The organism is Sphingobacterium litopenaei, assembly GCF_014692495.1.
Classification (GTDB): Bacteria; Bacteroidota; Bacteroidia; order Sphingobacteriales; family Sphingobacteriaceae; genus Sphingobacterium; species Sphingobacterium litopenaei.
Genome location: NZ_JACOIJ010000001.1, coordinates 162,300 through 187,963 on the forward strand (window position 1 = coordinate 162,300; position 25,664 = coordinate 187,963).

Annotated in this window: 17 protein-coding genes; 14 read left to right on the forward strand and 3 right to left on the reverse strand. The window is 36.8% G+C overall.

Features of this window, described 5'->3' with window-relative positions:
• Nucleotide 1 precedes the first annotated feature (1 nt).
• The 11 genes from H8B04_RS00705 to H8B04_RS00755 all read left to right on the forward strand — a co-directional run bounded on the left by H8B04_RS00705 (nt 2) and on the right by H8B04_RS00755 (nt 19,132).
• Nucleotides 2–1,366, forward strand: a complete 1,365-nt coding sequence (locus H8B04_RS00705) for a glycoside hydrolase family 43 protein (RefSeq protein WP_190301129.1) — start codon at nt 2–4, stop codon at nt 1,364–1,366.
• Between the two features lie 15 nt (nt 1,367–1,381).
• Complete coding sequence (locus H8B04_RS00710; protein WP_165289940.1) at nt 1,382–3,244, forward strand: sialate O-acetylesterase; 1,863 nt, start codon at nt 1,382–1,384, stop codon at nt 3,242–3,244.
• 19 nt (nt 3,245–3,263) lie between these two features.
• Nucleotides 3,264–5,360 (forward strand): glycoside hydrolase family protein, encoded by a 2,097-nt coding sequence (locus H8B04_RS00715; RefSeq protein WP_190301130.1) that lies wholly within the window; start codon nt 3,264–3,266, stop codon nt 5,358–5,360.
• A gap of 386 nt (nt 5,361–5,746) precedes the next feature.
• A complete protein-coding gene (locus H8B04_RS00720) occupies nt 5,747–8,128 on the forward strand; it encodes a glycosyl hydrolase 115 family protein (RefSeq protein ID WP_223815186.1) in 2,382 nt (793 codons plus the stop codon).
• A 23-nt stretch (nt 8,129–8,151) separates the two neighbouring features.
• The gene (locus H8B04_RS00725; protein ID WP_165289943.1) at nt 8,152–9,564 is read left to right on the forward strand and encodes an MFS transporter; all 1,413 of its coding nucleotides are present in this window, start codon (nt 8,152–8,154) and stop codon (nt 9,562–9,564) included.
• Between the two features lie 11 nt (nt 9,565–9,575).
• Nucleotides 9,576–10,724, forward strand: a complete 1,149-nt coding sequence (locus H8B04_RS00730) for an endo-1,4-beta-xylanase (protein ID WP_190301132.1) — start codon at nt 9,576–9,578, stop codon at nt 10,722–10,724.
• A 26-nt stretch (nt 10,725–10,750) separates the two neighbouring features.
• Nucleotides 10,751–11,716 carry a glycoside hydrolase family 43 protein gene (locus tag H8B04_RS00735; RefSeq protein ID WP_190301133.1) on the forward strand — a complete coding sequence of 322 codons (966 nt, stop codon included), beginning with the start codon at nt 10,751–10,753 and terminating at the stop codon, nt 11,714–11,716.
• Nucleotides 11,717–11,821: 105 nt separating this feature from the next.
• On the forward strand, nt 11,822–13,867 hold the full coding sequence (locus H8B04_RS00740; RefSeq protein WP_190301134.1) for an alpha-glucuronidase: 2,046 nt from the start codon (nt 11,822–11,824) through the stop codon (nt 13,865–13,867).
• Between the two features lie 6 nt (nt 13,868–13,873).
• The gene (locus tag H8B04_RS00745; protein WP_190301135.1) at nt 13,874–15,433 is read left to right on the forward strand and encodes a hypothetical protein; all 1,560 of its coding nucleotides are present in this window, start codon (nt 13,874–13,876) and stop codon (nt 15,431–15,433) included.
• A gap of 3 nt (nt 15,434–15,436) precedes the next feature.
• On the forward strand, nt 15,437–17,377 hold the full coding sequence (locus tag H8B04_RS00750) for a glycoside hydrolase family 97 protein (RefSeq protein ID WP_190301136.1): 1,941 nt from the start codon (nt 15,437–15,439) through the stop codon (nt 17,375–17,377).
• 21 nt (nt 17,378–17,398) lie between these two features.
• Nucleotides 17,399–19,132 carry a glycoside hydrolase family 43 protein gene (locus H8B04_RS00755; protein WP_190301137.1) on the forward strand — a complete coding sequence of 578 codons (1,734 nt, stop codon included), beginning with the start codon at nt 17,399–17,401 and terminating at the stop codon, nt 19,130–19,132.
• A 91-nt stretch (nt 19,133–19,223) separates the two neighbouring features.
• Here the strand turns inward: H8B04_RS00755 and H8B04_RS00760 are convergent, their stop codons facing one another.
• Complete coding sequence (locus tag H8B04_RS00760; RefSeq protein WP_190301138.1) at nt 19,224–19,898, reverse strand: MBL fold metallo-hydrolase; 675 nt, start codon at nt 19,896–19,898, stop codon at nt 19,224–19,226.
• A gap of 42 nt (nt 19,899–19,940) precedes the next feature.
• On the reverse strand, nt 19,941–20,801 hold the full coding sequence (locus H8B04_RS00765) for an AraC family transcriptional regulator (RefSeq protein WP_190301139.1): 861 nt from the start codon (nt 20,799–20,801) through the stop codon (nt 19,941–19,943).
• 270 nt (nt 20,802–21,071) lie between these two features.
• Between H8B04_RS00765 and H8B04_RS00770 the strand changes: the two genes are divergently transcribed.
• Genes H8B04_RS00770 through H8B04_RS00780 form a run of 3 tightly spaced genes read left to right on the forward strand, consistent with a single transcriptional unit; the run spans nt 21,072 to nt 24,815 of the window.
• Nucleotides 21,072–22,712: an alpha-L-fucosidase gene (locus H8B04_RS00770; RefSeq protein WP_190301140.1), complete on the forward strand. Its 1,641-nt coding sequence runs from the start codon at nt 21,072–21,074 to the stop codon at nt 22,710–22,712.
• Between the two features lie 57 nt (nt 22,713–22,769).
• Nucleotides 22,770–23,780: an SMP-30/gluconolactonase/LRE family protein gene (locus tag H8B04_RS00775; RefSeq protein WP_190301141.1), complete on the forward strand. Its 1,011-nt coding sequence runs from the start codon at nt 22,770–22,772 to the stop codon at nt 23,778–23,780.
• A gap of 24 nt (nt 23,781–23,804) precedes the next feature.
• Nucleotides 23,805–24,815, forward strand: coding sequence for a zinc-binding alcohol dehydrogenase family protein (locus H8B04_RS00780; protein WP_190301142.1), 1,011 nt, complete (start codon nt 23,805–23,807; stop codon nt 24,813–24,815).
• A 6-nt stretch (nt 24,816–24,821) separates the two neighbouring features.
• Here the strand turns inward: H8B04_RS00780 and H8B04_RS00785 are convergent, their stop codons facing one another.
• On the reverse strand, nt 24,822–25,571 hold the full coding sequence (locus H8B04_RS00785; protein WP_190301143.1) for a hypothetical protein: 750 nt from the start codon (nt 25,569–25,571) through the stop codon (nt 24,822–24,824).
• Nucleotides 25,572–25,664: the final 93 nt, after the last annotated feature.

Here is a 25,664-nt window from a genome sequence, read left to right on the forward strand (position 1 = left end):
TATGCAAAAGAAACTAATCAGTTATTTACTATATACTTTCTTCGGTGCAACAACTGCTGTTGCGCAGAATCCGATTATTCAAACGAATTACACGGCAGATCCTGCTCCTATGGTTTATAACGATAGATTGTATGTGTATACTACGCACGATGAAGATGAATCTACTTGGTTCAATATGAACAACTGGCGTGTATATTCAACCAATGATATGGTCAATTGGACCGATCATGGGGTAATAATGTCGTATTCAAATTTTGAATGGGCTAAAGGTGACGCTTGGGCAGCACAATGTATCGAGAAGAACGGAAAGTTTTATCTGTATGTTCCTGCTATTGCGAAAGAAAATAATAAACCAGCAATTGGCGTAGCTGTAGGTGATAGTCCCATAGGACCTTTTTACGATGTATTAGGAAAACCATTAGTTCAAACGGATTGGGGTGATATAGATCCAACCGTATTCATAGATGATGATGGACAAGCCCATTTGTATTGGGGAAATCCTGATTTAAAATATATCAAATTGAATGAGGACATGATTTCTTATTCAGGAGAAGTTGTGAACGTGCCGATGGTGGAAAAAGCTTTTGGTAAACGCGAAGGAGATCCTAAAAGGCCAACAGAATATGAGGAGGGACCTTGGCTTTACAAACGTAACAATCTATACTATCTGTTTTGGCCGGGAGGTCCACTTCCGGAATTTATAGGCTATTCTATGAGTAAAAGTCCACAAGGTCCGTGGGAATATGGAGGAGTCGTAATGGCGCGTGAAGGAGGCGCTTTTACAAACCATCCTGGTGTAATAGATTTTAGAGGAAAGACTTACTTTTTTTACCATAATGCCGCTTTACCAGGAGGAACTGGTTTTACACGCTCCGTGGCGGTTGAAGAATTAAAGTTCAATAAAGATGGAAGTATTTCTCCGATCAAAATGACTGAAGGTATTCTAAAGCCTTTGGCAACTATTAATCCTTTTGAAATTAATCAAGCGGAAACGATTTCTTGGTCAAAAGATTTCAAGTCTTTTCAGAATAAAAAGGTCGGTGTTTTTGTAAAAGCTAAAAAGAAAGACGCTTTTACAAGTATAAAAAATGTTGACTTTGGTACATCAGCTGCACGCTCATTATTTGCCCGTGTGGGAACTACACATAATGGTGGCGTTACATTGGAAGTTCGTTCTGGAAGTGTGGATGGAACGCTGATAGCAACAGTAAAAGTACCATTGACTGGAGGAGATGATAGATGGGCGAATGTAGAGGTCAAATTAGATAATGCTATCACTGGCGTTCACGATCTATATTTTATAGCGAAGGGTAATGCGCCTTCAAATATTTTATTTTTTGATTACTGGAAATTTGGCAAGAACTGATAATCTTAGAATGTCATGAAATATTTATTGCAAATAGTACTTCTATTAATCTTGGCTTTACCTGTTCAGGCAGAAGTTCGGCTACCGTCCATGATCAGTGATAAAATGGTTTTGCAACGCGATACAAAATTAAAAATTTGGGGTTGGGCTGATCCACAAGAAAAAGTGACGGTACGATTTGCTGGCAAATATTATTATACAGCAGCTTCCGATGCAGGAAAATGGGTTGTAGAATTACCGGCCCAACCTGCGGGTGGCCCCCATATCCTAGAGATAAACGAAATAGTGATTCGTGATATTTTATTTGGAGATGTGTGGTTGTGTTCGGGACAGTCTAATATGGAAACTCCGATCGAAAGATTAGTGGAAAGATTTCCTGAAGTAAATGTCTCAAATAACCATATGATTAGATATTTCAAAGTGCCGACGCAAAATACTGCGCTTGCTTTACAGGAAAATATTCTCAACGGTGGAAAATGGTTTTCAGGAGTTGCTTCAGAAGTTATGAATTGGACTGCTTTAGCTTTCTTTTACGCACAAGAAGCATATAATCATACTAAAATCCCACAAGGAATGTTGGTTTCGAGTCTAGGGGGATCTGCTATTGAAAGCTGGATTAGTCAGGGTAATTTGAAAGAATTTCCTGCTTCGGTTGTCGATTTTGAAGCTTTGGATAGTCTTAAATACTATGATAAAGATCAAGGAATGCCCTATTGGACACGACATGATTTTGATGACAAGGATTGGAATACAACATTTATTCCTGCTACATGGCGAGAGCAAGGCATCAAGAATAGAGGCGTAGTATATTATCGAAAAACAATTGATATTCCATCTCAAAAAGAAGGAAGACAAGGTAAATTGTATTTGGGCAATTTAACAGATAGTGATTCCGTATTTATAAATGGAAAATTTATAGGTAGTACTTCTTATCAATATCCACCGCGAAAGTATAATATTCCAAGTGGTGTATTACAATCAGGAGAGAATACAATAGTAGTGCGGTTACGTGCCAATAATGGCAATGGTGAGTTTGTTGCAGATAAGGAGTATAAATTGCAAGTGGATGATTTTACTGTATACTTAACAGGAGAATGGAAATACAAAATCGGAATAGATTTAAACAAGATTTCGCAATTTCGATCCAAAATATCCAATAGCAGATCCGCTGGTTCTGGTTTGTTTAATGGTATGATCTATCCGTTACGCGATTATGCTTTGAAAGGTGTGATTTGGTATCAAGGGGAGACGAATGCGGGTAATCCACAACCTTATGAGCGATTGTTAGAACTTTTGGTTTCAGATTGGAGAGAGCTTTTGAATAATCAGCAATTACCTTTTCTTTTTGTTCAGCTTCCTAATTTTATGCAAAAACGGGAACAACCAACGGATTCAGGTTGGGCTAGAATTCGGGATGCCCAGTTTAAAATTTCAAAAAAAGTTCCAAATACTTTCTTGGCAACTACCTATGATACAGGAGAATGGAATGATATCCATCCATTAAATAAAAAAGATATTGCAAAAAGACTAATGTTAGGCGCTCGTTCTGTAGTATATAAAGAAAAATTAATTTCCTCAGGACCAGTTTATGACAGTTTTAAAATTATCAATGATAAAATTGAAATTTCCTTCGAAGAGAACGGAAGTAAATTGAAAGTGAAAAATAATGAGCTATTGAAACATTTTGCAATAGCCGGAGAAGATAAAAAATTTGTTTGGGCGAACGCTGTAATTAAGGGAGACCGAATTGTAGTGAGTCATCCAGACATTAAACAACCTAAAGCCGTTCGCTATGCTTGGTCAGATAATCCAGAAGACGCGAATTTAATAAATCAAGAAGGTTTATTGGCTTCCCCATTTCGAACGGATGATTGGTAACTACCCTATATTATTAACTATGAAAAGACATAACTTTAAATTTAAGAAGAAAATGGCCCTTGTTATAGGAACGACATTCGCATTATTGTCTTCCAGCTATGCTCAAGTGCCGAGTACGCAACTACAACCCAGCAATGCCGCGATAAAGTTCGTACATAAGGCAGCAGGAAATCCATACCTGCCTTTATGGGAACATTTGCCAGATGGCGAGCCACGTGTTTTTGAAGATCCAGATAAGCCAGGTAAATATCGTGCTTATATCATAGGATCTCATGATCTGCGTCTTACGAGTTATTGTGGACCTGATATCAGAATGTGGTCTGCACCAGTGGAAGATTTGTCTAGTTGGCGTGACGAAGGTCCCATTTTTACGTATCAATCTGATGGTAAATGGGATGTCATGTATGCTCCAGACTTAGTAGAGGTAAAACGTAGAAATGGCGTCAAAGAATATTATTTGTATCCACATAGTCGTGGACCCAATCGAGAAGCCATGGTAGCTAAAAGCCATCGTCCTGATGGTCCGTTTAATCCGATCAACTTAACAGAAGACGGCAAGCGTACTATTCCAGGGTCTATCTTGGGTTTTGATCCTGCTGTGTATGTGGAACAAATTGATGATCCAAAAGATCCAGATTATGAAATTGGTTTCAGAGCATATGCGTATTGGGGTTTTCAACGATCTTTAGCAGCAGAATTAGACCAAAATACGATGTATTCTGTTCGTCCTGGCACAAAAGTAATCGATAGATTTATTCCAGCGAGTGCGCGTTATGGTGTCTTGCGTGATCCGGAAGGAACAGTATATCCGCATATTTTACCGGGAGAAGATTTAGGTTCGTTTAACTTTTTCGAAGCTTCGTCTATTCGTAAAGTAGGTAATAAGTTTGTTTCGGTATACAGTGGTTATTCGGGGCCAGAGTATGGGATGGGAAGTTCAAATTCTACATTACGTTATTTGGTAGGAGATTCTCCTCTAGGACCATGGAAAAGTGGGGGCGTGTTGGTGGATTCAAGAGGGCCTGTGTTGAATGAGGATGGATCAGCTTTGATTGGCACAAATGGTGGACACAATACACATGGAAGTTTAGAGTTAATAAACGGGCAATGGTACGTGTTTTACCATAGACCACCGCGTAATTTTGGTTTTGCACGACAAGCAGTCGTAGCGCCAGTAAAAATTGAATGGGATGAAAAATCAGTAGCCGACGGAGGTTCTGTTCGTATTCGCGCTTTTGATCCTTATGGTGAGAATAGCATTTGGACAGCAAAAGATAGCAAAGGCAATGAATATAAAGGTGCTGAAGTGACTTCCGAAGGTTTTCATTTTTATGGATTAGACCCCTATCAGTATTATTCTGCAGGATATGCTAGTTATTTGTCTGACGTAGGCGCACAACAGGATTCTTGGGATATTTGGGACAATCATATGCCAGTACATGCTAAAAATGGTCTTATTCTGGGTTATAAATATTTTGGATTTGGCGGTTTAGCAAAAGACCAATATGGATTGAAAGCTTTTAAAGGCACGCAGAAAGGCAATAAGACAGCATTCAATTTATTCTTAATTCCAAAATCAAAAAAATCATTTAAAGTACAGGTTTGGTTGGATGGCCCTTGGGCAAATGCCACTTGGAAGGGGACAAAAATTGGAGAAATTGTAGTTCCAGCGAACGCGAATTCAACAGAACAAAAATTCACTATAGATGTATCCAAGTTTGTTGATCATTTGAATAAGAAACACGCCATTTTCTTGGTTACTGAAGGAAGCGAAGGAGAATTATTGTACGAATTGAGTGGATTGGGCTTTAGTGCTAAAAACAAACCTTTAGTAAGACCATTAGTTCCTCAAGTAAATATTATGGTAAATGGTAAAGCTATAGAAATTCCTAAAACACCCGTGCGTTCGACGGATATGAATGGTATAGTAGGATATGATTTGTATGAAGCAAAATATGCTGAAAAATTAACTGATTTACCAAAAGTTACTGCGAGTTCGGATAACAAAAATGTAAAGGTTTCTATCACTCAAGCCAAATCTTTACAGGAGCCTGCAGTCGTAAAATTTGATTACAATGGAGTGGTTAAAACTTACCAGGTAAGTTTCGCTCAATAATTAGGTAATATATAAAATCGTGAATCCGAGGGTATTATTTGCACTGCAAATAATGCCCTCTCTTTTTATTAAGATGTTCTTCTCGGAAAGTCTTTTCGTTGCGGAAATTCTCGATTTATAGTGATAAATCGGCTTTTTAAACATTTTTATTCTTTAATAATACATATGTATCATATGCTAATTGAATGGACTACTACTTTTACAATATAAACAAAGGCAGATTTGCCATAACTAATTATAAACTGGATTGTAAACCAAATTTTATTTCTACCGTGATTCGTCTGAAATATACACTTATATTTTTATTGCTACTTTTTTGTGGGAAGATACATGCGCAAGAAATTTCTACTAGTCAATTTGTGTATACAAATCAGCAGGAAGGCTATATGAGTTTGGTAGAATCTGGAAATCCAATTCCTATTCTTTATGATACGCAGGATTGGAAAGGCGTAGTGAGAGCCATCCACAATTTGGAAGAAGATTTTATACAGGTTACTTCTAAGAGACCTTCAAATAATGTAACTAAGAAATCTATACTAATAGGTACAATCGGTCATTCAACTTATATCGATCAAATAATAAAATCAAAAAAAATAAACGCTAAAGATTTACAAGGCAAAAATGAAAAGTTTATTGTGAAGTTGGTTATAAATCCGATGCCAGGTGTTGATTCTGCCTTGGTTATCGCAGGTAGTGATAAGCGCGGAACTATTTATGGTATTTATGAATTGTCTAAGCAGATTGGTGTTTCGCCATGGTATTATTGGGCAGACGTACCAGTGATAAAGCAAAACAACCTATATTTTAAGCCTGGAACTTATACAGCAGGTGAGCCAGCTGTAAAATACCGAGGTATATTCTTGAATGATGAATATCCAGCTTTGACTCGCTGGGCAAATCGCACATTTGGAGGCTATAATAGCAAATTCTATGAGAAAGTATTTGAATTGATTCTTCGTCTAAAAGGAAATTTCCTGTGGCCAGCTATGTGGGGTAATGCTTTTTATGATGACGATAAATCAAATGGTGCGCTGGCTGATGAAATGGGGATTGTGATGAGTACTTCCCACCATGAACCTTTGGCTCGTGCTCAACAGGAGTGGAAAAGACATGGAAATGGTGGTGCGTGGGATTATAGTGTGAATGAGCAAGGGCTAAAAGAATTTTGGCGAGGAGGTGTTGAGCGCGCTAAAGATTGGGAAACTGTATTTACGATTGCAATGCGTGGTGATGGCGATGAACCAATGAGTGAAGAACAGAATGTGAGCCTTTTGGAAAAAATAGTGAAGGACCAACGTCAGATTATTGAGAATGTGACGAAAAAGAAAGCGAGTGAGACACCACAAGTGTGGGCACTATATAAAGAGGTGCAAGACTATTATGAAAAAGGAATGCGCGTACCAGATGATGTGACTTTATTGTTTTGTGATGACAATTGGGGAAATGTACGTAAACTTCCTGATCTCAATGCGAAGCTTCGTAAAGGCGGCTATGGCATGTATTATCACTTTGATTATGTGGGTGCTCCTCGTAATTCCAAGTGGATTAATGTTTCGCAGATTTCAAGGGTATGGGAGCAAATGAATTTAACATACGAGCACGGTGTCGATAGAATTTGGGTGGTAAATGTTGGTGATTTGAAACCGATGGAATATCCTATATCTTTTTTCTTAGATATGGCGTGGAATCCAAAACAATTTAAACCTTCTAATTTATTAAATCATACCGAATCTTGGTGTGCACAGCAATTTGGAGAAAAATATGCAAAAGAGGCAGCGCGACTAATCGATCAGTATACGAAATTTAATCACCGCGTGACACCTGAATTATTAGATCATCGTATCTATAGCTTGCAAAATTACAACGAATTTGAAAGGGTAGTAGCCGAATATAAACAATTATTGGTTGATGCGTACAGGCTTTACAGTGAGATTCCGATAGCATACAAAGATGCCTTTGATCAGTTGGTATTATTCCCTATTAACGGCATGTCCAATTTGTATGACCTGTATTATGCGAAAGCAAAGCATGATGAATTGGTCAAGAATAATAATGTAGAAGCTAATTATTGGGCAGATAAAGTGAAAGCTAGCTTTGAGCGAGATTCTTTGTTGACCGAGCATTATCATAAACTTTCGAATGGAAAATGGAAGCATATGATGGATCAAGTTCGGATAGGTTATAGAATGTGGAATGATCCTCCAAAAAGTATTATGCCAGCGGTTACTTATGTGACTCCATCTTCTAATGCTTCGAAGGTTTTCGTTGAAGAGAATGGATATGTCTCTATTGAAGCTAAAAATTATTTTAAAGCAAATAATTCGGGAGAAGTCTATTGGGAAGAGATTCCAAATTTAGGAAAGACAGAATCAGCTATCACAACATTTCCAGTAACAGCGCCATTAAATAATAATGTATATGTAGAATATAAAGTCCAAATTTCTACTCCTGGAGAGCATAAATTAAATGTGTTGACATCGCCTACATTGAATTTTAATGCCAATAAAGGATTGCGATATGCAATATCCATAAATGGACAGCCTGAGATTATTCACAATATAAATGGCCATTATAAAGGGGAATTGGGAAGATGGCAAGCACAGCGCATTATTGAGAATTTAACTACGCACAAGTTTAAATCAGTAGGAGAATACACCATTCGTATTCGTCCCTTGGAGCATGGCATAGTGATTCAAAAACTAATCTTGGATACTGGAGGGCTGAAAAGGTCATATTTGGGTCCGCCTCAAAGTAAAATGAAACTATAACTAATCAATTATAAAATCGAGATATGAATCTAGATGCACAAACAAAGAGTGAATCCAAAGGCTTTTATAAGCTTTCTCAAGTCCAACGAATAGGTTTTGGTTCTGGGGATTTGGCTCAAAATTTAATCTATCAAACCGTGTCGATGTATTTGCTGATATTTTATACCAATGTTTTTGGTATATCAGCTGCAGCAGCTGGCGTTATGTTTTTGGTAGTACGCATTATTGATGTGATTTGGGATCCAATTGTGGGGGCATTGGTCGACAAAGGTAATCCGAAGTTAGGAAAGTACAGGTCATATTTAATTTTAGGAGGTATTCCGCTGACAGGTTTTGCTATACTTTGTTTCTGGAATGGTTTTTCAGGATCATTGACCTATGCATATATTACGTATGTAGGTTTATCGATGCTTTATACCCTGATAAATGTGCCATATGGGGCTTTGAACGCATCATTAACTCGCGATACGGACGAAATCACCAAGCTTACATCTACGCGTATGTTTATGGCAAATTTGGGAGGATTAGCCGTGGGTTATGGAGTGCCAATTATAGTCCAATATTTTTCACCTGATGGAAAAATAAATTCTAGTGCCTCAGGAGAAGCTTGGTTCATCACGATGACAATATACGCGCTTGTCGGTCTAGTATTGTTGATTTTCTGTTATACACAGACCAAAGAGCGGGTCATTATGGATGAGAAAGAAACAGAAAATGTGAAGGTTTCTGATCTATGGCTAGAATTTAAGCATAATGGTCCTTTGCGCATTTTAGCGTTCTTCTTTATTACAGCTTTTGCGATGATGGCAATTGGGAATTCCGCAGGATCATACTATATGATTTATAATATTCAGTCTCCAGAAATGCTCCCTTATTTTATGGCTTTGGGCTCAATACCAGCTTTTATTTTTATGCCTTTGGTGCCTGCTATCAAAAGAGCTATTGGCAAAAAGCAGATGTTTTATGTCTTTTTGACTGTAGCTATAATAGGCATGGTGATGCTTTATATTATCTCAGTCGTACCCACACTTAAATCTCAAATTTGGTTGGTTTTTGTAGCACAATTTATAAAATCAACAGGTATTATTGTGGCAACAGGTTATATGTGGGCATTGGTGCCAGAAGTAATATCTTTTGGGGAATACACTACAGGAAAACGTATATCTGGAATTGTAAACGCATTGACAGGAATCTTTTACAAAGCTGGGATGGCTTTAGGTGGGGTAGTGCCAGGATTAGTTTTGGCCTATGTCGAATTTGATAAGGATAATGTCCTTGCACAATCTGCTAAAGCACAACAAGGTATATTGTGGTTAGTGGTGGTGATACCCGCAATACTTCTGTTTGTAGCTATGTTCATTATCTCCAAATATGAATTAGAAGATGATGTTATCGATAAAATAAACTATGAAATTGAAACTAGAAACTCTAAATAAATACATACTACATGAATATAATTAAGACAATCCTTTTGGTGGGTGTAACATCAGTTTGTGTTGCATGTTCATCAACGAAGTCGCAAACTGTCTCCAATACAAAGGCTTCCAGCAATACATTGAAAGATGCTTATAACGGCAAATTTTATATAGGAACGGCTCTAAATCTTAATCAGATTTGGGAGCGGAATGAAAAAGCGAAAGAAGTAATCGAAACGCATTTCAATTCTATTGTAGCAGAAAATTGTATGAAAAGTGAAAATCTCCAACCGCGAGAGGGAGAATTTAACTTCACAGATGCCGATAAATTCGTGGAGTATGGAGAGAAGCATGGCATGCATATCATAGGTCACACTTTGATTTGGCATTCACAAGCGCCTACATGGTTTTTTAAAGATGCTAATGGCAATGACGTGAGCCGTGAAGTGTTAATTGAACGTATGCGTAAACATATCCATACAGTAGTAGGAAGATACAAAGGAAGAATCCGAGGCTGGGATGTGGTGAATGAAGCGATTTTGGATAATGGTGAATGGCGTAAAAGTAAATTCTATCAGATTGTAGGTGAGGATTTCATTAAGTTGGCTTTCCAATTCGCACATGAAGCCGATCCTAATACAGAATTGTATTATAACGATTATTCTACTGCTATTCCAGCGAAGCGTGAGGGTATATATAAAATGGTGAAGCAAGTGATAGATAGTGGTGTCAAAGTACATGGAATCGGTATGCAAGAGCACAATGGCTTAGATCACCCTTCTATTGAGGAGACAGAAAATTCTATCCTAAGATTCTCTAGTTTAGGAGTAAAAGTAATGGTTACTGAAATGGAAATTTCTGTACTTCCAAATGGTCGTCCAAATATGGGGGCGGAAATTAGTGATCGTGTTGCATACAGAAAAGAATTAAATCCATATGTGGATGGTTTGCCGGATGAAAAAATGAAAGAATTGGGAGCACGCTATAAAGAGTTCTTTTCACTCTATCTAAAACATCAAGATAAAATCGACCGGGTGACACTTTGGGGTGTTGGCGATGGAGATTCATGGAAAAATGGTTTCCCTGTGCCAGGAAGAACAGATTATCCGCTATTATTTGATCGCGAGTATAAAGTAAAACCGTTTGTACAGGATTTAATTGAGTTGGGTAGAAAAAAATAATTGATAAATAGTAGAAACGTAGATAAATGAGCAAGGGAAGATATTTATTTCCAAATGACTATATGGCTGATCCATCAGCTCACGTCTTCAATGGTAAGATTTATATATATCCGTCGCACGATTGGGAGAGCGGTGTACCTGAAAATGATAATGGCGATCATTTTAATATGAAAGACTACCATGTCTTTTCGATGGAAGATATTGAATCTGAAGTGGTGGATCATGGTAAAGTATTAGGTGTAGAGGATATAGCTTGGTCGGGTAGACAATTGTGGGATTCGGATGTAGCACAAAAGGATGGAAAATACTATATGTATTTTTCTATGAAAGACAAGACGGATATCTTTCGTCTTGGAGTTGCGGTTAGTGACAAACCAGAAGGACCTTTCATTCCACAAGAGAATCCAATTAAAGGAAGCTACAGTATTGATCCATGTGCTTTTCAAGATGATGATGGTTCTTATTATCTTTATTTTGGAGGAATTTGGGGGGGGCAGTTGCAATATTACCGCAATAATAAGCTGATTGATGGTTCGGTATTACCACACTTTGATGAAGATTCATTGACAGCAAAAGTTGCAAGACTAACAGATAATATGTTAGAATTTGCTGAAGAACCAAAAAATGTACTGATTCTTGACGAAGAAGGCAATCCATTGAAACAAGGCGATACCGAAAGACGTTTTTTCGAAGCTTCGTGGATGCATAAATACAATGGTAAGTATTATTTTTCTTATTCAACGGGAGATACTCATTTGTTGTGCTATGCGATTGGCGACAATCCATACGGTCCCTTTACCTACCAAGGGGTTATACTAACACCTGTTGTGGGATGGACAACACACCATAGTATTCTTCAATTCAAAGATAAATGGTATTTATTCCATCATGATTCGGTGCCTTCGGGTGGTAAAACATGGCTAAGAAGCATGAAAGTTATCGAACTGCAATACGATAACGAAGGGAAAATTATTACCATCGAGGGTCAATAGTGATTCAAAATTGAGTAGAAGAAGTAAGCCTGCTTACTTTTTCTACTATTTATTATTTGCATTTTCTTTCTGTAAGAAAATTAACCAATCTAATCTACCTTTTTTATGTCGTTGCGCAGAGCTCATATTGTATATATTCTTTTTATTCTAATCTGTACCCAAACTTTTGCGGAAGATGGAAGTCAATTGTGGCTACGTTTTGAAAAAGTTTCAGCAGAAATTTCAGCTAAAAGAACTATTAAAACAAAATCCGTTGATCCTACAGTTTTACTGGCCAAACAAGAATTGGAAGATTATTGGAAAGGAAATAATGTAGAACTATTGATAGACCGAAAATTAACGAAACTGAAAGACGGCTTTAAAATCACTTCATCAGGAAGTAAACTGCAAATCGTTGCTAATAAGCCTGCAGGTCTTTTATATGCAGCGTATCATATATTGCAAAAGCAAAATGAGGGTGCTGAAATAACCCATTATAATGTAGAAGAAATCCCATCTTATGATATTCGTATTCTAAATCACTGGGACAATCTCGATCGTACAGTGGAACGTGGTTACGCAGGATATTCTTTATGGAAATGGGCTGAATTACCACAAGTTTTGAGTCCTCGCTATGAAGAATATGCACGTGCCAATGCATCAATTGGTATTAATGCGACGGTCTTAAATAATGTAAACGCGTCACCTCAGATATTGACGCCCGAATATTTAACCAAAGTCAAAGCCCTAGCCGATATATTTAGAAAATATGGCATCAAAGTGTATTTGTCTGTGAATTTTTCTTCTCCTAAAGTCATTGGAGGATTGGAAAATTCAGATCCGTTGAACAAAGACGTTCAGTTGTGGTGGAAGAATAAAGTGAAAGAAATTTATCAGCTGATTCCCGATTTTGGCGGGTTCTTAGTGAAAGCCAATTCAGAAGGTCAGCCCGGACCTCAAGATTATGGACGTACACATGCGGACGGAGCGAATATGTTAGCAGATGCGATTAAGCCTTACAGCGGAATGATTATGTGGCGTGCTTTCGTGTATAATCCAACGAAAGAAGATCGTGCAAAACAGGCTTATCAGGAGTTTGTTCCTTTGGACGGACAGTTTCGAGATAATGTAATTATTCAAATAAAAAATGGTCCAATTGATTTTCAACCAAGAGAGCCGTTCACACCTTTATTTGGAGCAATGCGAAATACAGCGCAGATGGTTGAATTTCAGATTACGCAAGAATATTTAGGGTTCTCCAATCACTTGGTATACTTAGCACCATTATTCAAAGAAACACTGGATAGTGATGCGTATGCAGATGGTGCGGGAACTACTATTGCTAAAATTACAGATGGTACTGTTCGTAAGATTTCGAAATCAGCTATTGCTGGAGTTGCAAATATTGGAGAAGATGTGAATTGGACAGGACATCATTTTGCGCAAGCCAATTGGTTTGCGTTTGGAAAATTAGCCTGGAATCATCAACTGAGTTCAGAAGATATTGCCAAAGAATGGCTGAAGCTCACTTTTACAAAAGATGAAACTTTTGTAAAAGATGTCACTGATATGATGTTGACTTCTCGTGAGACTGTAGTGAATTATATGATGCCACTAGGTTTACATCACATTTTTGCTTTCGATCATCATTACGGTCCCGAACCTTGGGGCAATATGCCTGGGGGAAGAGCAGATTGGATGCCTTGGTATTATCATAATGCTAATGAGAAGGGGGTAGGTTTTAATCGAACTACCTCAGGTAGTAATGCTGTAGTGCAATATAATGAGCCTTTGCGATCCTTATTCAATGATATTCAAACCTGTCCCGAAAACCTCATATTATGGTTTCACCATGTTTCTTGGGATCATAAAATGAAAAGTGGACTTACTTTATGGGAAGAGATATGCACACATTATGATCGCGGCGTGCAAGATGTGCGAGCGTATCAGCGTCTTTGGGACAAGATGGAGTCCTATGTGGACGCCCAAAGATTTAAAGAAATACAAAGCAAACTTAAAATACAAATTAAAGATGCTGTTTGGTGGAAAGATGCCTGTTTACTCTATTTTCAGACGTTTTCGAGAAAGCCTATTCCTTATTATATTGAAAGGCCTATTCATGAGCTGGAAGAGTTAAAGAAAATAAAACTTCCTCTAAAACATCATAACTAATCAACCATGAAAAGACTTAGTTTTATTCTTAATATCTTTTTTGCCTGTGCACTATTGCTAGGTTGTGCAAAATCTTCCGATGAAACTCAAAATGTAGATTTGAGATTCAAAGAAGAAGAACTTTTGTTAGATTCCCAAGCAGGAATAGCAGCATTGACTATCATTTGGAGCAATACAGAATGGGAAATTAGTACGCCAACAGATGGTTTTCTTTCAGGATTTAATTTCTTAAAAGGGGGGAGTTTTACGCATAGTAATCAAACTCGTGTTCAATTCAATTTTTCTGAAAACAATACCAATTCGGAGCGTGTGCAGACTATTCAGCTTAAAAATGTCTTAACAAGTGAAACTACGCAGATTACAGTAAAACAATCGCCTAAACCGCCGATTGTGCTTGAAGTAAAGTCGTCTACAACTTATCAACAGATAACAGGTTTCGGTGGAATGCTTAATCCAGCTTTATGGCAAGGAGGAAACCAATTAACTAACGCAGAGATAGAAAGATTGTACGGGGCCAATGGTCTTGGATACAAAATGCTGCGTATGATGATTTATCCAAACTCCAATGATTGGAGTAGAGATTTAGCTGTTGCACAAAAAGCACAATCTTTGGGGGCAAGAATATTTGGTTCTCCTTGGTCGCCACCAGCTCATATGAAGAGCAGTAAACAGCAGGGAGGTGGAAATGGCGGTTATTTATTGCCTGAATATTATGCGGATTATGCCAAACATTTGAATGCTTTCGTTGATTATATGGCTGCTAATGGTGTGACCATAGAAGCTGTTTCTATACAGAATGAACCAGATTGGGATCCAGAATATGATGCATGTGTATGGACAGGTCAGCAAATTTTGGATTTTATAAAAAATCATGGAAAAGATATCAAAGTCAAAGTAATAGCTGCGGAAGCGGTGAATTTCAAAAAGGAATTTACGGATCCTGTATTAAACGATCCTATAGCGCGTGAACATTTGGATATTGTTGGAACACATCTTTATGGTGGGGGAATTGGCGATTATCCTTTGGCAAGACAGTACAATAAGGAAATCTGGATGACAGAGCATTTGTTGAATAACAATTCTGCGAATGATTGGAGCTGGAATGATGCCTTGATTTTTGCTAAAGAATTGCACGATTGTATGGAAGCTAATTTTAATGCCTACATCTGGTGGTATTTGAAAAGACATTACAGTATGCTTGGAGATGGCGAATATGGCACAACAAAAAGTGAAGTGTTGAAACGTGGCTATGTACTGTCGCATTATGCACAATATGCTTCAGAGCGTAAGAGAATAGCTGTAGATAAAGTTCCAAATAATAACAATATTCTTTTGACAGCTTATGAAAGCGTTAACGATTATACTTTGATTATTCAAAATCAAGGTGACGCTATCATACCATCTGTTCAATTTGATTTTCCACAAGCGTTTAATAGTGTGAGTGCTGTGGAAACTAATTCTACCAAAAATATGGAAGCTGTAACGGTCAGCGCGATAAAAAATAATCAAGCTGTATCGTTGACAATTAATCCTAAATCCATTCTCTCCGTAAAAATTAAGAAATAAATTATGTATAATCTTCGATTTCTATTTACACTTTTAATCCTATGTAATTATGCTTTTGTAAAAGCCCAAGTGGCCATTATAGAAAGCCCTGATAAACAATTGCGGGTGGATGTACACGTGGATGCAAATAAAGCTTTCTATACCGTAATATTTCAAGGAAAGACTATTTTGGAAAAGTCCCCACTTGGCTTTAAAACCAATGAAGGCGATTTTTCTTCAGGTATTACCTTTGAAGGAAGTAAATCTTCGGTAGTAGAAAAACAGTATGCACAAGATCGAATAAAGGTTTCAAATGTAAATTATAAAGCCAATTCACTAACGGTTAGTTTTTCAAATACGGATAAAAAATCCTTTGCTGTCACATTTCAAGTAAGTAATAATGATATTGCATTTCGATATGATCTGCCTACTTGGAAAGATACGCGAAGTGTAGTCATTCACGAAGAGAACACAGGTTATAAATTTCCATCGACTACAACAGCATTCATTTCTACGATGATGAAACCAATGACAGGTTTTGCACGTACGGCTGTGAGTTACGAAAGTGGATATAGTATTGATTCGCCCATTTCTGCAGCTAAAAGTCAATATGGTTTTGTTTTCCCAAGTTTATTCAAAGTCGGAGAGAATGGCTGGGCTTTACTTTCGGAAACGGGGGTAACAAGTGCTTATTGTGCCTCTCATTTAAGTGAGATTTCTGCCGAAGGCATCTTTTATGTGGCTTATCCACAACAAGAACATAACAACGGTTTTGGTAGTACTGGAGCAGCACTTTCTTTACCAGGATCGACTCCTTGGCGGACAATTACAGTAGGTAAGAATTTAAATCCTATTGTGCAGACCACCATTCCTTTTGATGTGGTGGATCCCTTGTATGCCCCATCACAAAACTACAAGTTTGGTAAATCTACATGGAGCTGGATTGTATGGCAAGACCAAAGTATGAACTGGGATGATCAAGTAAAATATATTGATTTAGCATCGGCTTTAAACTATCCTTATATATTAATTGATGCACTTTGGGACACAAATATTGGAAGAGATAGAATGGAGAAATTGATTCAATATGCTAACTCCAAAAATGTAGATGTGTTTTTATGGTACAATTCCAATGGTACTTTCAATGATGCACCACAAGGTCCTAGAAACCGTATGCATACAGCTATCGCGCGGAAGCAAGAAATGAAATGGCTTCAGAAAATCGGCGTGAAAGGATTAAAAGTAGATTTCTTCGGTGGAGATAAACAAGAAACTATGCGTCTGTATGAAGATATTCTTTCCGACGCAAATGATCATGGTTTGATGATTATTTTCCATGGAGCTACTTTACCGAGAGGTTGGGAACGACTGTATCCAAATTATGTAGGGAGCGAAGCAGTTCTTGCCTCGGAAATGTTGATATTCTCACAATATGCTCGCGACAATGAAGCGATTTTTGCCACCTTACATCCTTTTATTCGCAATGCAGTGGGTAGTATGGAGTTTGGAGGAGTCTTTTTCAATAAATTTCTGACTAAGGATAACAAAAGTAGAAATAAGCGACTTACGACGGATGCCTTTCAAGCAGCGACAGCGATTTTATTTCAAAATCCTATACAGCCTTTTGCGCTTACACCAAATAATTTGACAGATGCGGAGCCTTTTCTCATAGATTTTATGAAAGAAGTACCGACTACTTGGGATGAAACATTATATCTCGATGGCTATCCCGGTCAATATGTAATTCTTGCCAGAAGACATAAAGAGAAGTGGTATATAGCTGGGGTGAATGCTAAAAAAGAAGTAATCAAACTGAAAGTGAATGCGTCCATGCTAAAAAGTAAAACACTAAAACTGATTACAGATGATCAAAATAATAGCCCTAAACATCAAGATATTAAAATAGATAAAAATGGTCAGTTTGAAATTTCTATTCAGCCAAATGGAGGTTTTGTAATTCATTAATTAATATAAAAAATCGTCACTATGAATAATTTGAGAAGATTGTTAAAATATATTCCTTTGCTATCAACCGTATTTGCTTTCGGTTGCCAACAATCTAAACACGGAAATTCTAACACAGAACCTGGAGAACCTTTATTTAGTAATTTCACCTATGTCGGAAAAGATAAAATTTACGAACAAAATCCACTTCAAGAAGGACAATTTTATAGTCCAATATTGCAAGGATGCTATCCAGATCCTAGCATTGCTCGTAAAGGAGACGATTATTATTTAGTGAATTCTTCTTTCGCAATGTTTCCTGGAGTACCTATTTTTCATTCCAATGATTTAGTTAACTGGAAACAAATAGGTCATGTTTTGGATCGTGAATCGCAATTAAAAGTGCAAACAGCAGGAATTAGTGAAGGCATTTATGCACCTGTAATTCGTTATAACCCGAACAATGACACATTCTACATGATTACCACTCAATTTGCTGGAGGTATTGGCAATATGGTGGTAAAAACGAAAGATCCTAAAGAAGGCAATTGGTCTGATCCAATTAAACTTAATTTCGAAGGTATTGATCCGTCATTGTTTTTTGATGATAATGGTAAAGCTTACGTAGTTCATAATGACGCTCCTGATCCCGGAAAAGAATTATATACTGGACATCGCGTAATTAAAATTTGGGATTACGATGTGGAAAAAGATCAGATTATAGCAGGAACAGACAAAATCATCGTAGATGGAGGAGTCGATATTTCCAAAAAGCCGATATGGATTGAAGCGCCACATATTTATAAAAGAAATAATAAATATTATCTTATGTGTGCAGAGGGAGGCACAGCAGATGATCACAGCGAAGTTATTTTCGTGAGTGATAATCCTCGAGGTCCTTATAAACCTGCTGCCAAAAATCCAATATTAACTCAGCGTCATTTGGACAAAAGTCGCCTTAATCCTGTAGAATGGGCAGGTCATGCTGATATTGTCGAAGGGCCTGACGGAGGGTTGTATGCTGTATTCTTGGCCATCAGACCTAACGAAAAGAACCGAGTAAATATAGGACGTGAGACTTTCATGTTGCCAGTAGATTGGTCAGGTGAATTTCCTGTTTTTCAAGGAGGTTTGGAAGCATTCAAACCCACTATTCCTATGCCGAATGGTGTAACAAATAAAATGAATACTTCTGATTATTTTCCGAATGGAAATTTCATTTTCAATGAAAAGTTTAATGATAATGCTTTTGATCATCGTTGGGTGGCTTTAAGAGGACCTCGAGAATCATTTTCTGAATTAACGGAAAAGGGTTTAAAAATAAAACCTTTCGAAGTTTCGATAAAAGAGAAGAAACCAATTTCGGCTCTATTCCATCGTCAACAGCACAATAGTTTTTCTGTGGAGGTAGAGATGGATTATACCCCAACTTCGGATAAAGATCTTGCAGGTATTTCAACATTACAAAGCGAGAATTTTCATTATGTATTCGGAGTTACCAAATCGGGTAACGATAGCTACATTGTGCTCGCTAGAACAGAGAAAGGCGAAACAAAAATTTTGGCATCTAAAAAATTTGATAATAATTCTCCTGTAAAATTAAATGTTAATGCTGCTGGCGATTATTATACCTTCAATTTTTCGCAGAATGGTAAGGAGTACGAAAATCTAGGAGGTACTGTTTCTGGCGACATTTTGTCCACCAATATAGCAGGCGGATTTACTGGTGCTTTAATCGGTTTGTATGCCACCAAAAACAATGATATAAATCTCTAATTCATAATTGTTAGTATAGTTAAGCTCGCGATTCATTTGATTCTTAAGTCCCCTAAGATGAAAGTGAATCGCACTTTTTTGTGAATTACTCTCAACTTTTCAGGCTGTCTATAAATTTTTCAAACTCATTTTTTCTATTCATCAACACAGGTCCATGACCAAAACAAATAATCTTTGGATGCAAAGTATTCAGCTTTTGCAGGGATTGAATATTCTGGTTTTGATTAGATGTGAAAAGGGAAGGCGGAAGTTGTAACCCTACTACCGTAGTTAATAAATTCATATTGCAAAGAGCATCTCCAATTATTAAAGTACCATCTCTTTCTCTATAGAAGGACAAATGTTCTGCTGTATGACCAGGTGTCTCTATTACTTCAAAATCGCCAATAACATCCCCATTTTGGAGTATTTGTGTAACAGGATAACCAGCTCCTGCCCAGTATTTTTGTTGAAGTTTTGCTATCATTCCGCTAGGTGAAGGATAATCCGCTACGACGAAACCAGTCTCGGCTTTTTGTACTTCTTCTTTATGGCAAAGTAAAGGAACGTTTAATTCACTACATATACGTGCGCTACAGCCTTGATGATCTGCATGCGCGTGAGTTAAAACATGTGTATGTATTGGGTTTTTATCAAAGGCTTTACGGATCTTTTTATATCCGCATTGTATGCCAGAATCGAATAGTATGCCATCCGCTATATAGCAATTGATACTATTTCTGGGCAGAACAGAAATTTGTAAGAGATCTTGGTTGATTTGATTCATTTGGTTTTAATTTCAATAACAATATAAGTGTTTTAAGGTGAATTACTGTTTCTTGCGGTAGGTACTTGGCGTTTCTCCAGTGAGTTGTTTAAATAACCTAATAAAATAGGAAATATTATCAAAACCTAATTTATAAGCTATATTCTTGAGGCTCATATCTTCCACTAAAATAAGTAATTGAGCTTTCTCAATTTTCTTCTGATTGATGTACTTTGCTGGAGTACAGCCCATTTGTTTTTTAAATAAACGAATCAAGTGGTCTTTTGTGAGATTCGCTAAGTTGGCTAACTCTTCAATGCTAATGGAATGCTCTATTCTTTCATGAATATAAGTTATTACGCGATGTATTCGGTTGTCATGTATATCTGTTTTAACCGTTGCATGATCCAAAAATCTAGAAAGTAAGATATTAATTATGGATTGAGATTCTAGTTTGATGGCTGGATGATTTTCGTAATTGAGCGAAATATTCTTAATGAGTTCTTTTGAACTTTCGTAAGAAGAAGGATCATATTTTGTCAATTCTCGATTTGGGTTGATAAAATATAACCTTTGAATTAATTGCGCAATTAAAGGATCTGCTTCTATTTCAACAGGGAATTTATATAGGTCGAAAATGCTGGAATAGTGTTGTAAATTTTCATACAAATGGATATAAAAAACATGAAATTCCTGATCACAACTATAACTATGCTGTGTATAGGATGGAGTGAGATACAGATGATTTTCTCTGAGTTCGATAGATTCTTTATGGTGCAAAATCACCGCTTTTCCTTTGACAACAAAATGTATGCGAACAAAAGGACTATTAATTCCTTGATAATTCCAGTCAGCAACATGCTCTGCATATCCAATATTTAACAAGATGAAATCTAAATTATCAATAGCGCCTTTAAGAGACATTGTTCTTCTGAGTAAGTTTCTATGGTTTGCTCTAATTTATATATAATATCTCAGAAAGTCGATATAGTGCAATTATTAGTCGATAGTATTAAACGATTTAACGTCTTTAATACCTTACTTTGAATAGCGACATTTACTTATATCCAATTATAAAATCAATAATATCCAACAGTAACAAAAAAAGATATATGTTTTGCTTTTAATTCTAATTCAAGACCATATCGATATACTGTAATTAATGGGAGAAAAATGATTTGAAGAAATTAAATTATGAATAGAAGAACCGCAATAAAATCATTAGGAGCAATACTACCAACCTTATTTTTAAGTAAATCTTTTCCCTTATTAGCGAATGATAATTGGGGAAAAGCACCTTTTAATCCTACTTGGTCATCGTTAGAAAATTATAAAGTACCTCAATGGTTTCGTGACGCTAAGTTTGGCATTTGGGCACACTGGGGACCACAATGTCAGCCTGAACGTGGGGATTGGTATGCGCGGGGAATGTATCAGGAAGGATCGGATCAATATAAATATCACGTGGAGAAATATGGACATCCGTCTAAATTCGGTTTTAAAGATGTGATTAATCAGTGGAAGGCTGAACAATGGAATCCAGAAGAGCTTATGGATTTGTATAAGCGCACCGGAGCACAGTATTTTATGACATTGGCAAATCACCATGATAATTTGGATTTATATAAAAGTTCTCATCACCGTTGGAATAGTCTGAATTTTGGGCCTAAAAAAGATATTGTAGGAGGATGGCAAAAAGCAGCTCGCAAGCGAGGGTTACGCTTTGGGGTGAGTGTGCATGCTGCACATGCTTGGACTTGGTATGAAACAGCACAAAGATCAGATAAGGAAGGTCCATACAAAGGAGTTTCTTATGATGGTAAATTGACTAAGGAAGACGGTAAGGGTACTTGGTGGGAAGGTTACGATCCGCAAGAATTATATGCACAAAACCATGAATTGAGCAAAGATAGTTTGAATGACCACTCGGTTCATGAGCAATGGCACTGGGATGTCAAGACTGGAGTAAGTGTCCCAACTCCAGAGTACTGTGCTAATTTTAAAGACAGAACAATAGAGTTAATAGATAATTACAAGCCTGATGTGGTTTATTTTGACGACACGGCCTTGCCGTTATGGCCAGTAAGTAATGTGGGACTCGAAATTGCAGCGCACTTCTACAATAAAAGTATAAAAGATAATAAAGGTAAACTGGAGGCTGTTATTACCGGGAAAATTCTAAACGAGCAACAACGTAAATGTATGGTTTGGGATATCGAACGTGGACAAAGCAAGCGAATAGAACCCGAACCTTGGCAAACTTGTACCTGTATAGGATCCTGGCATTACGACCGTCGTGTATATGATAGAGGAAATTATAAGTCTGCAAAAACTGTAATCCATATGCTCGTGGACGTAGTCAGCAAAAATGGTAATTTATTATTAAGTGTTCCATTACGTGGTGATGGTTCTGTGGATGATAAAGCACGCAAAACTGTAGAGGGAATTGCCGATTGGATGCAAGTAAATAGTGAGGGTATTATCGGATCACGACCATGGCATACATTTGGTGAAGGGCCAGCTATAGCACATGCTCCTGAATTACATGCGCAAGGATTCAATGAAGGTCGAGGAAAACCGCTTACTGCTGAAGATTTCCGTTTTACGCAAAAAGGAAAATCCTTGTATGCTTTTATTATGGGTGAACCCAGCACAAATCAGATTAAAATACAATCATTAGGAACAAATTCTTCAAAAGGATTAAAAATTAAAAAAGTCGAATTGCTGGGCTATAAAAAGTCGTTAGCATTTAAACAAGAAGGTGATAACTTACAAGTAGAATGGCCTCAGGATATTAAGAAGAATGAAATTGCACACGTGCTAAAGCTTTCATAATGAGTAAGAGAGAAATTATTTTTTATTATCTTCATGTTTTACCAATAGACCACCAACATGAAGAACATAAATAATAACATATTCCTTGTTTTAGTGTTTATTTTAATTCAACTTCCAGTTTTTTCGCAACAATCTAAAAAGGAAAAGCTGGAGGTGGAAGTATTACATGAAGCTCTTCATAGTATTTTAGATGTTAATACTCAGGTGGAGGTTCTTGTCGAAGGTTTGCGTTGGACAGAAGGTCCTTTGTGGGTAGAAGCAGAGAAAATGTTGTTGTTTTCTGAAATTCCTTCCAATACGGTCTATAAATGGACTGAGCAAAAAGGGAAAGAACTTTATTTGAATCCGAGTGGCTATACTTCTAATGCTAATCCTTCTACACGAGAACCTGGAAGTAATGGTTTGTTACTGGATAAAGAGGGAAACCTAGTATTGTGTCAACATGGAGATCGTCGAATTGCACGGATGAAAGGTTCGTTGAAGACTCCAATTCCTATTTACAAAAATGTGGTGGATTCATACGATAATAAACGCTTAAATAGTCCCAATGATGCGGTTTACAATCCTGATGGCGACTTGTTCTTCACCGATCCGCCTTATGGCTTACCCACTCAAAGCGATAATGATCCATCTAAAGAAATTCTCTTCAATGGTGTTTTTTTATTTCAAAAAGATGGTAAATTAACGCTTCTTACCGATAAATTATCACGGCCTAATGGTATAGCATTATTTCCTAATTCTAATAAATTGCTAGTAAGTAATTCGGATGTTAAAAATGCAGCATGGTATATCATAGAAACTGAATCAGATACCGTACGGACGTCAGTTTTTTATGATGCCACACCCTTATTGGATGGCTCTCCTGGTTTACCTGATGGTTTAAAAATTAGTAAGAATAATATCGTGTTTGCCAGTGGTCCGGGCGGTGTTTGGATTTTTGATTCTACAGCCAAATTACTTGGAAAAATAAAATTCAAGATGCCTGTTTCTAATGTGGCTTTGTCAGACGATGAAAAATATATGTATTTAACGAATACAGGACGTGTCATTCGAATTGCTTTAAAATAATTGTTTATTACTCCCTAAATCTTTATGAAACTGCTTAGTTGCGAAAACCCGCATAACTTCCAATTCCACGAAACATCAATTCCTTCTTTAGAGGATGGACATTCACTACTTCAAATAAAGAGAATAGGGGTGTGCGGAACGGATATTCATGCTTTTGAAGGCACACAGCCTTACTTTAATTATCCGCGTGTCTTAGGGCATGAACTAGCTGCTGAAATTGTTGAAACTACTTCTGATAATTTAAAAGTAGGCGAATACGTAACGGTTATGCCGTATAAGTCTTGTGGCAAATGTGTAGCATGCAAAAGGGGTAAAAATAATTGTTGTGTTTCGATGCAAGTATTAGGGGTTCATATTGATGGCGGAATGGCGGAGTACATTACTGTGCCTAATGATTTGATTATAAAGGGGCAAGGATTAGAATTGGATGAATTAGCTTTGGTAGAGCCTTTTGCAATTAGTGCGCATGCTATTGCCCGGGCAGATTTGCAAAAAGATGATTTTATTTTGGTAGTAGGAGCTGGACCAATAGGGCTAGGTTTAGTTGAGTTTGGTCGAATTACAGGTGCTATAGTTATTGTAATGGATGTGAACAAAGAAAGGTTGGCTTTTTGTAAGGGTAAATTAGAAGTGAAGCACACTATTCATATTGGAACGGATGATCCTTATGAGCGATTAAAAGAAATTACAAACGGTGATATGCCCACAGCAATCTTTGATGCAACTGGTAATCTAAATGCTATTGAACAATCTCTGGAATATTTAGCTCACAGTGGTACTTATGTGCTTGTAGGGATACAGAAAGAACGTTTTAGCCTCAGCCATCCAGAATTTCACAAAAGAGAATCTACGCTTATGAGCAGCCGCAATGCAACCAAATTGGATTTTGATTTCGTGATGGAGAGTATAAAAAATAAAAAAATAAATCCGTTATTATTTATAACCCATCGTATTCCTTTCGAGGAGGTAATAGAAAGGTTTAGTATTTTTAATACTCCTTCAGAAAATGTAATTAAAGCGGTTATAGAACTATAAATAGACTTACTTTAGTTTTTTAGCTGATTTGGTAAGTAAGATAATTCCTAGCCAATAAGAAGGAATAAAGGTCATCGCTATATTTATAAAAATCGAATTAAATGTGTTCATGCCTAAGATTATATTGGGCAAGCAAAATAGTACACCAATTAGGGATAATAAAGTTACGGCATAAAATTTCCAAGACTTGATTTTTCCTTTATAAACATAGGCTAATCCGATTAGTACAGGAATAAAATAGATTAAAGATATGGTCAATGTTTCCAATCTACTACCATTCGTTTCGGAAAAGGATTTAGCATGAATTAAGGTCATCAGATTATTTCCAATATGATAAGCTAATAAAAGACTGCCTACTGTTAGTATTGATCTTACAATAAATGTTTTGAAGGGGAGAAGTGTTTTAACAAATACGAATAGGAGTGATATAAGTGCTATAATAATATATCCTTGTCTCAGATAAGATACTAATACTAAGTTATAATCTTTGGGATTGTGTGTAGAAATTTCCAAATAAAGAGGCAGCATCATGCATAATCCACATATAAAAAGCAACCATCCTTTTTTATTAGAATTGTAGGAACGATGTGACATGATTAATAATGTAGAACAGATAATTTTAATACTAGAAATTATCAGAATTAAACAAAAAATATCATCTAATACATAACCTTTGGGTACAATTATATCTGCGATAGGTATAAAAGGAAGAATTATAAGTAATACGATTATTAAATAATTTAAGCGTCTCTTCATATGATTGAATTAATTCTGAATACTATTAAGTACCCAAATATGATCCCTAATGGAATTTATGTTTGTTTTATTAGTTTTTAAAGTATTAGTTAT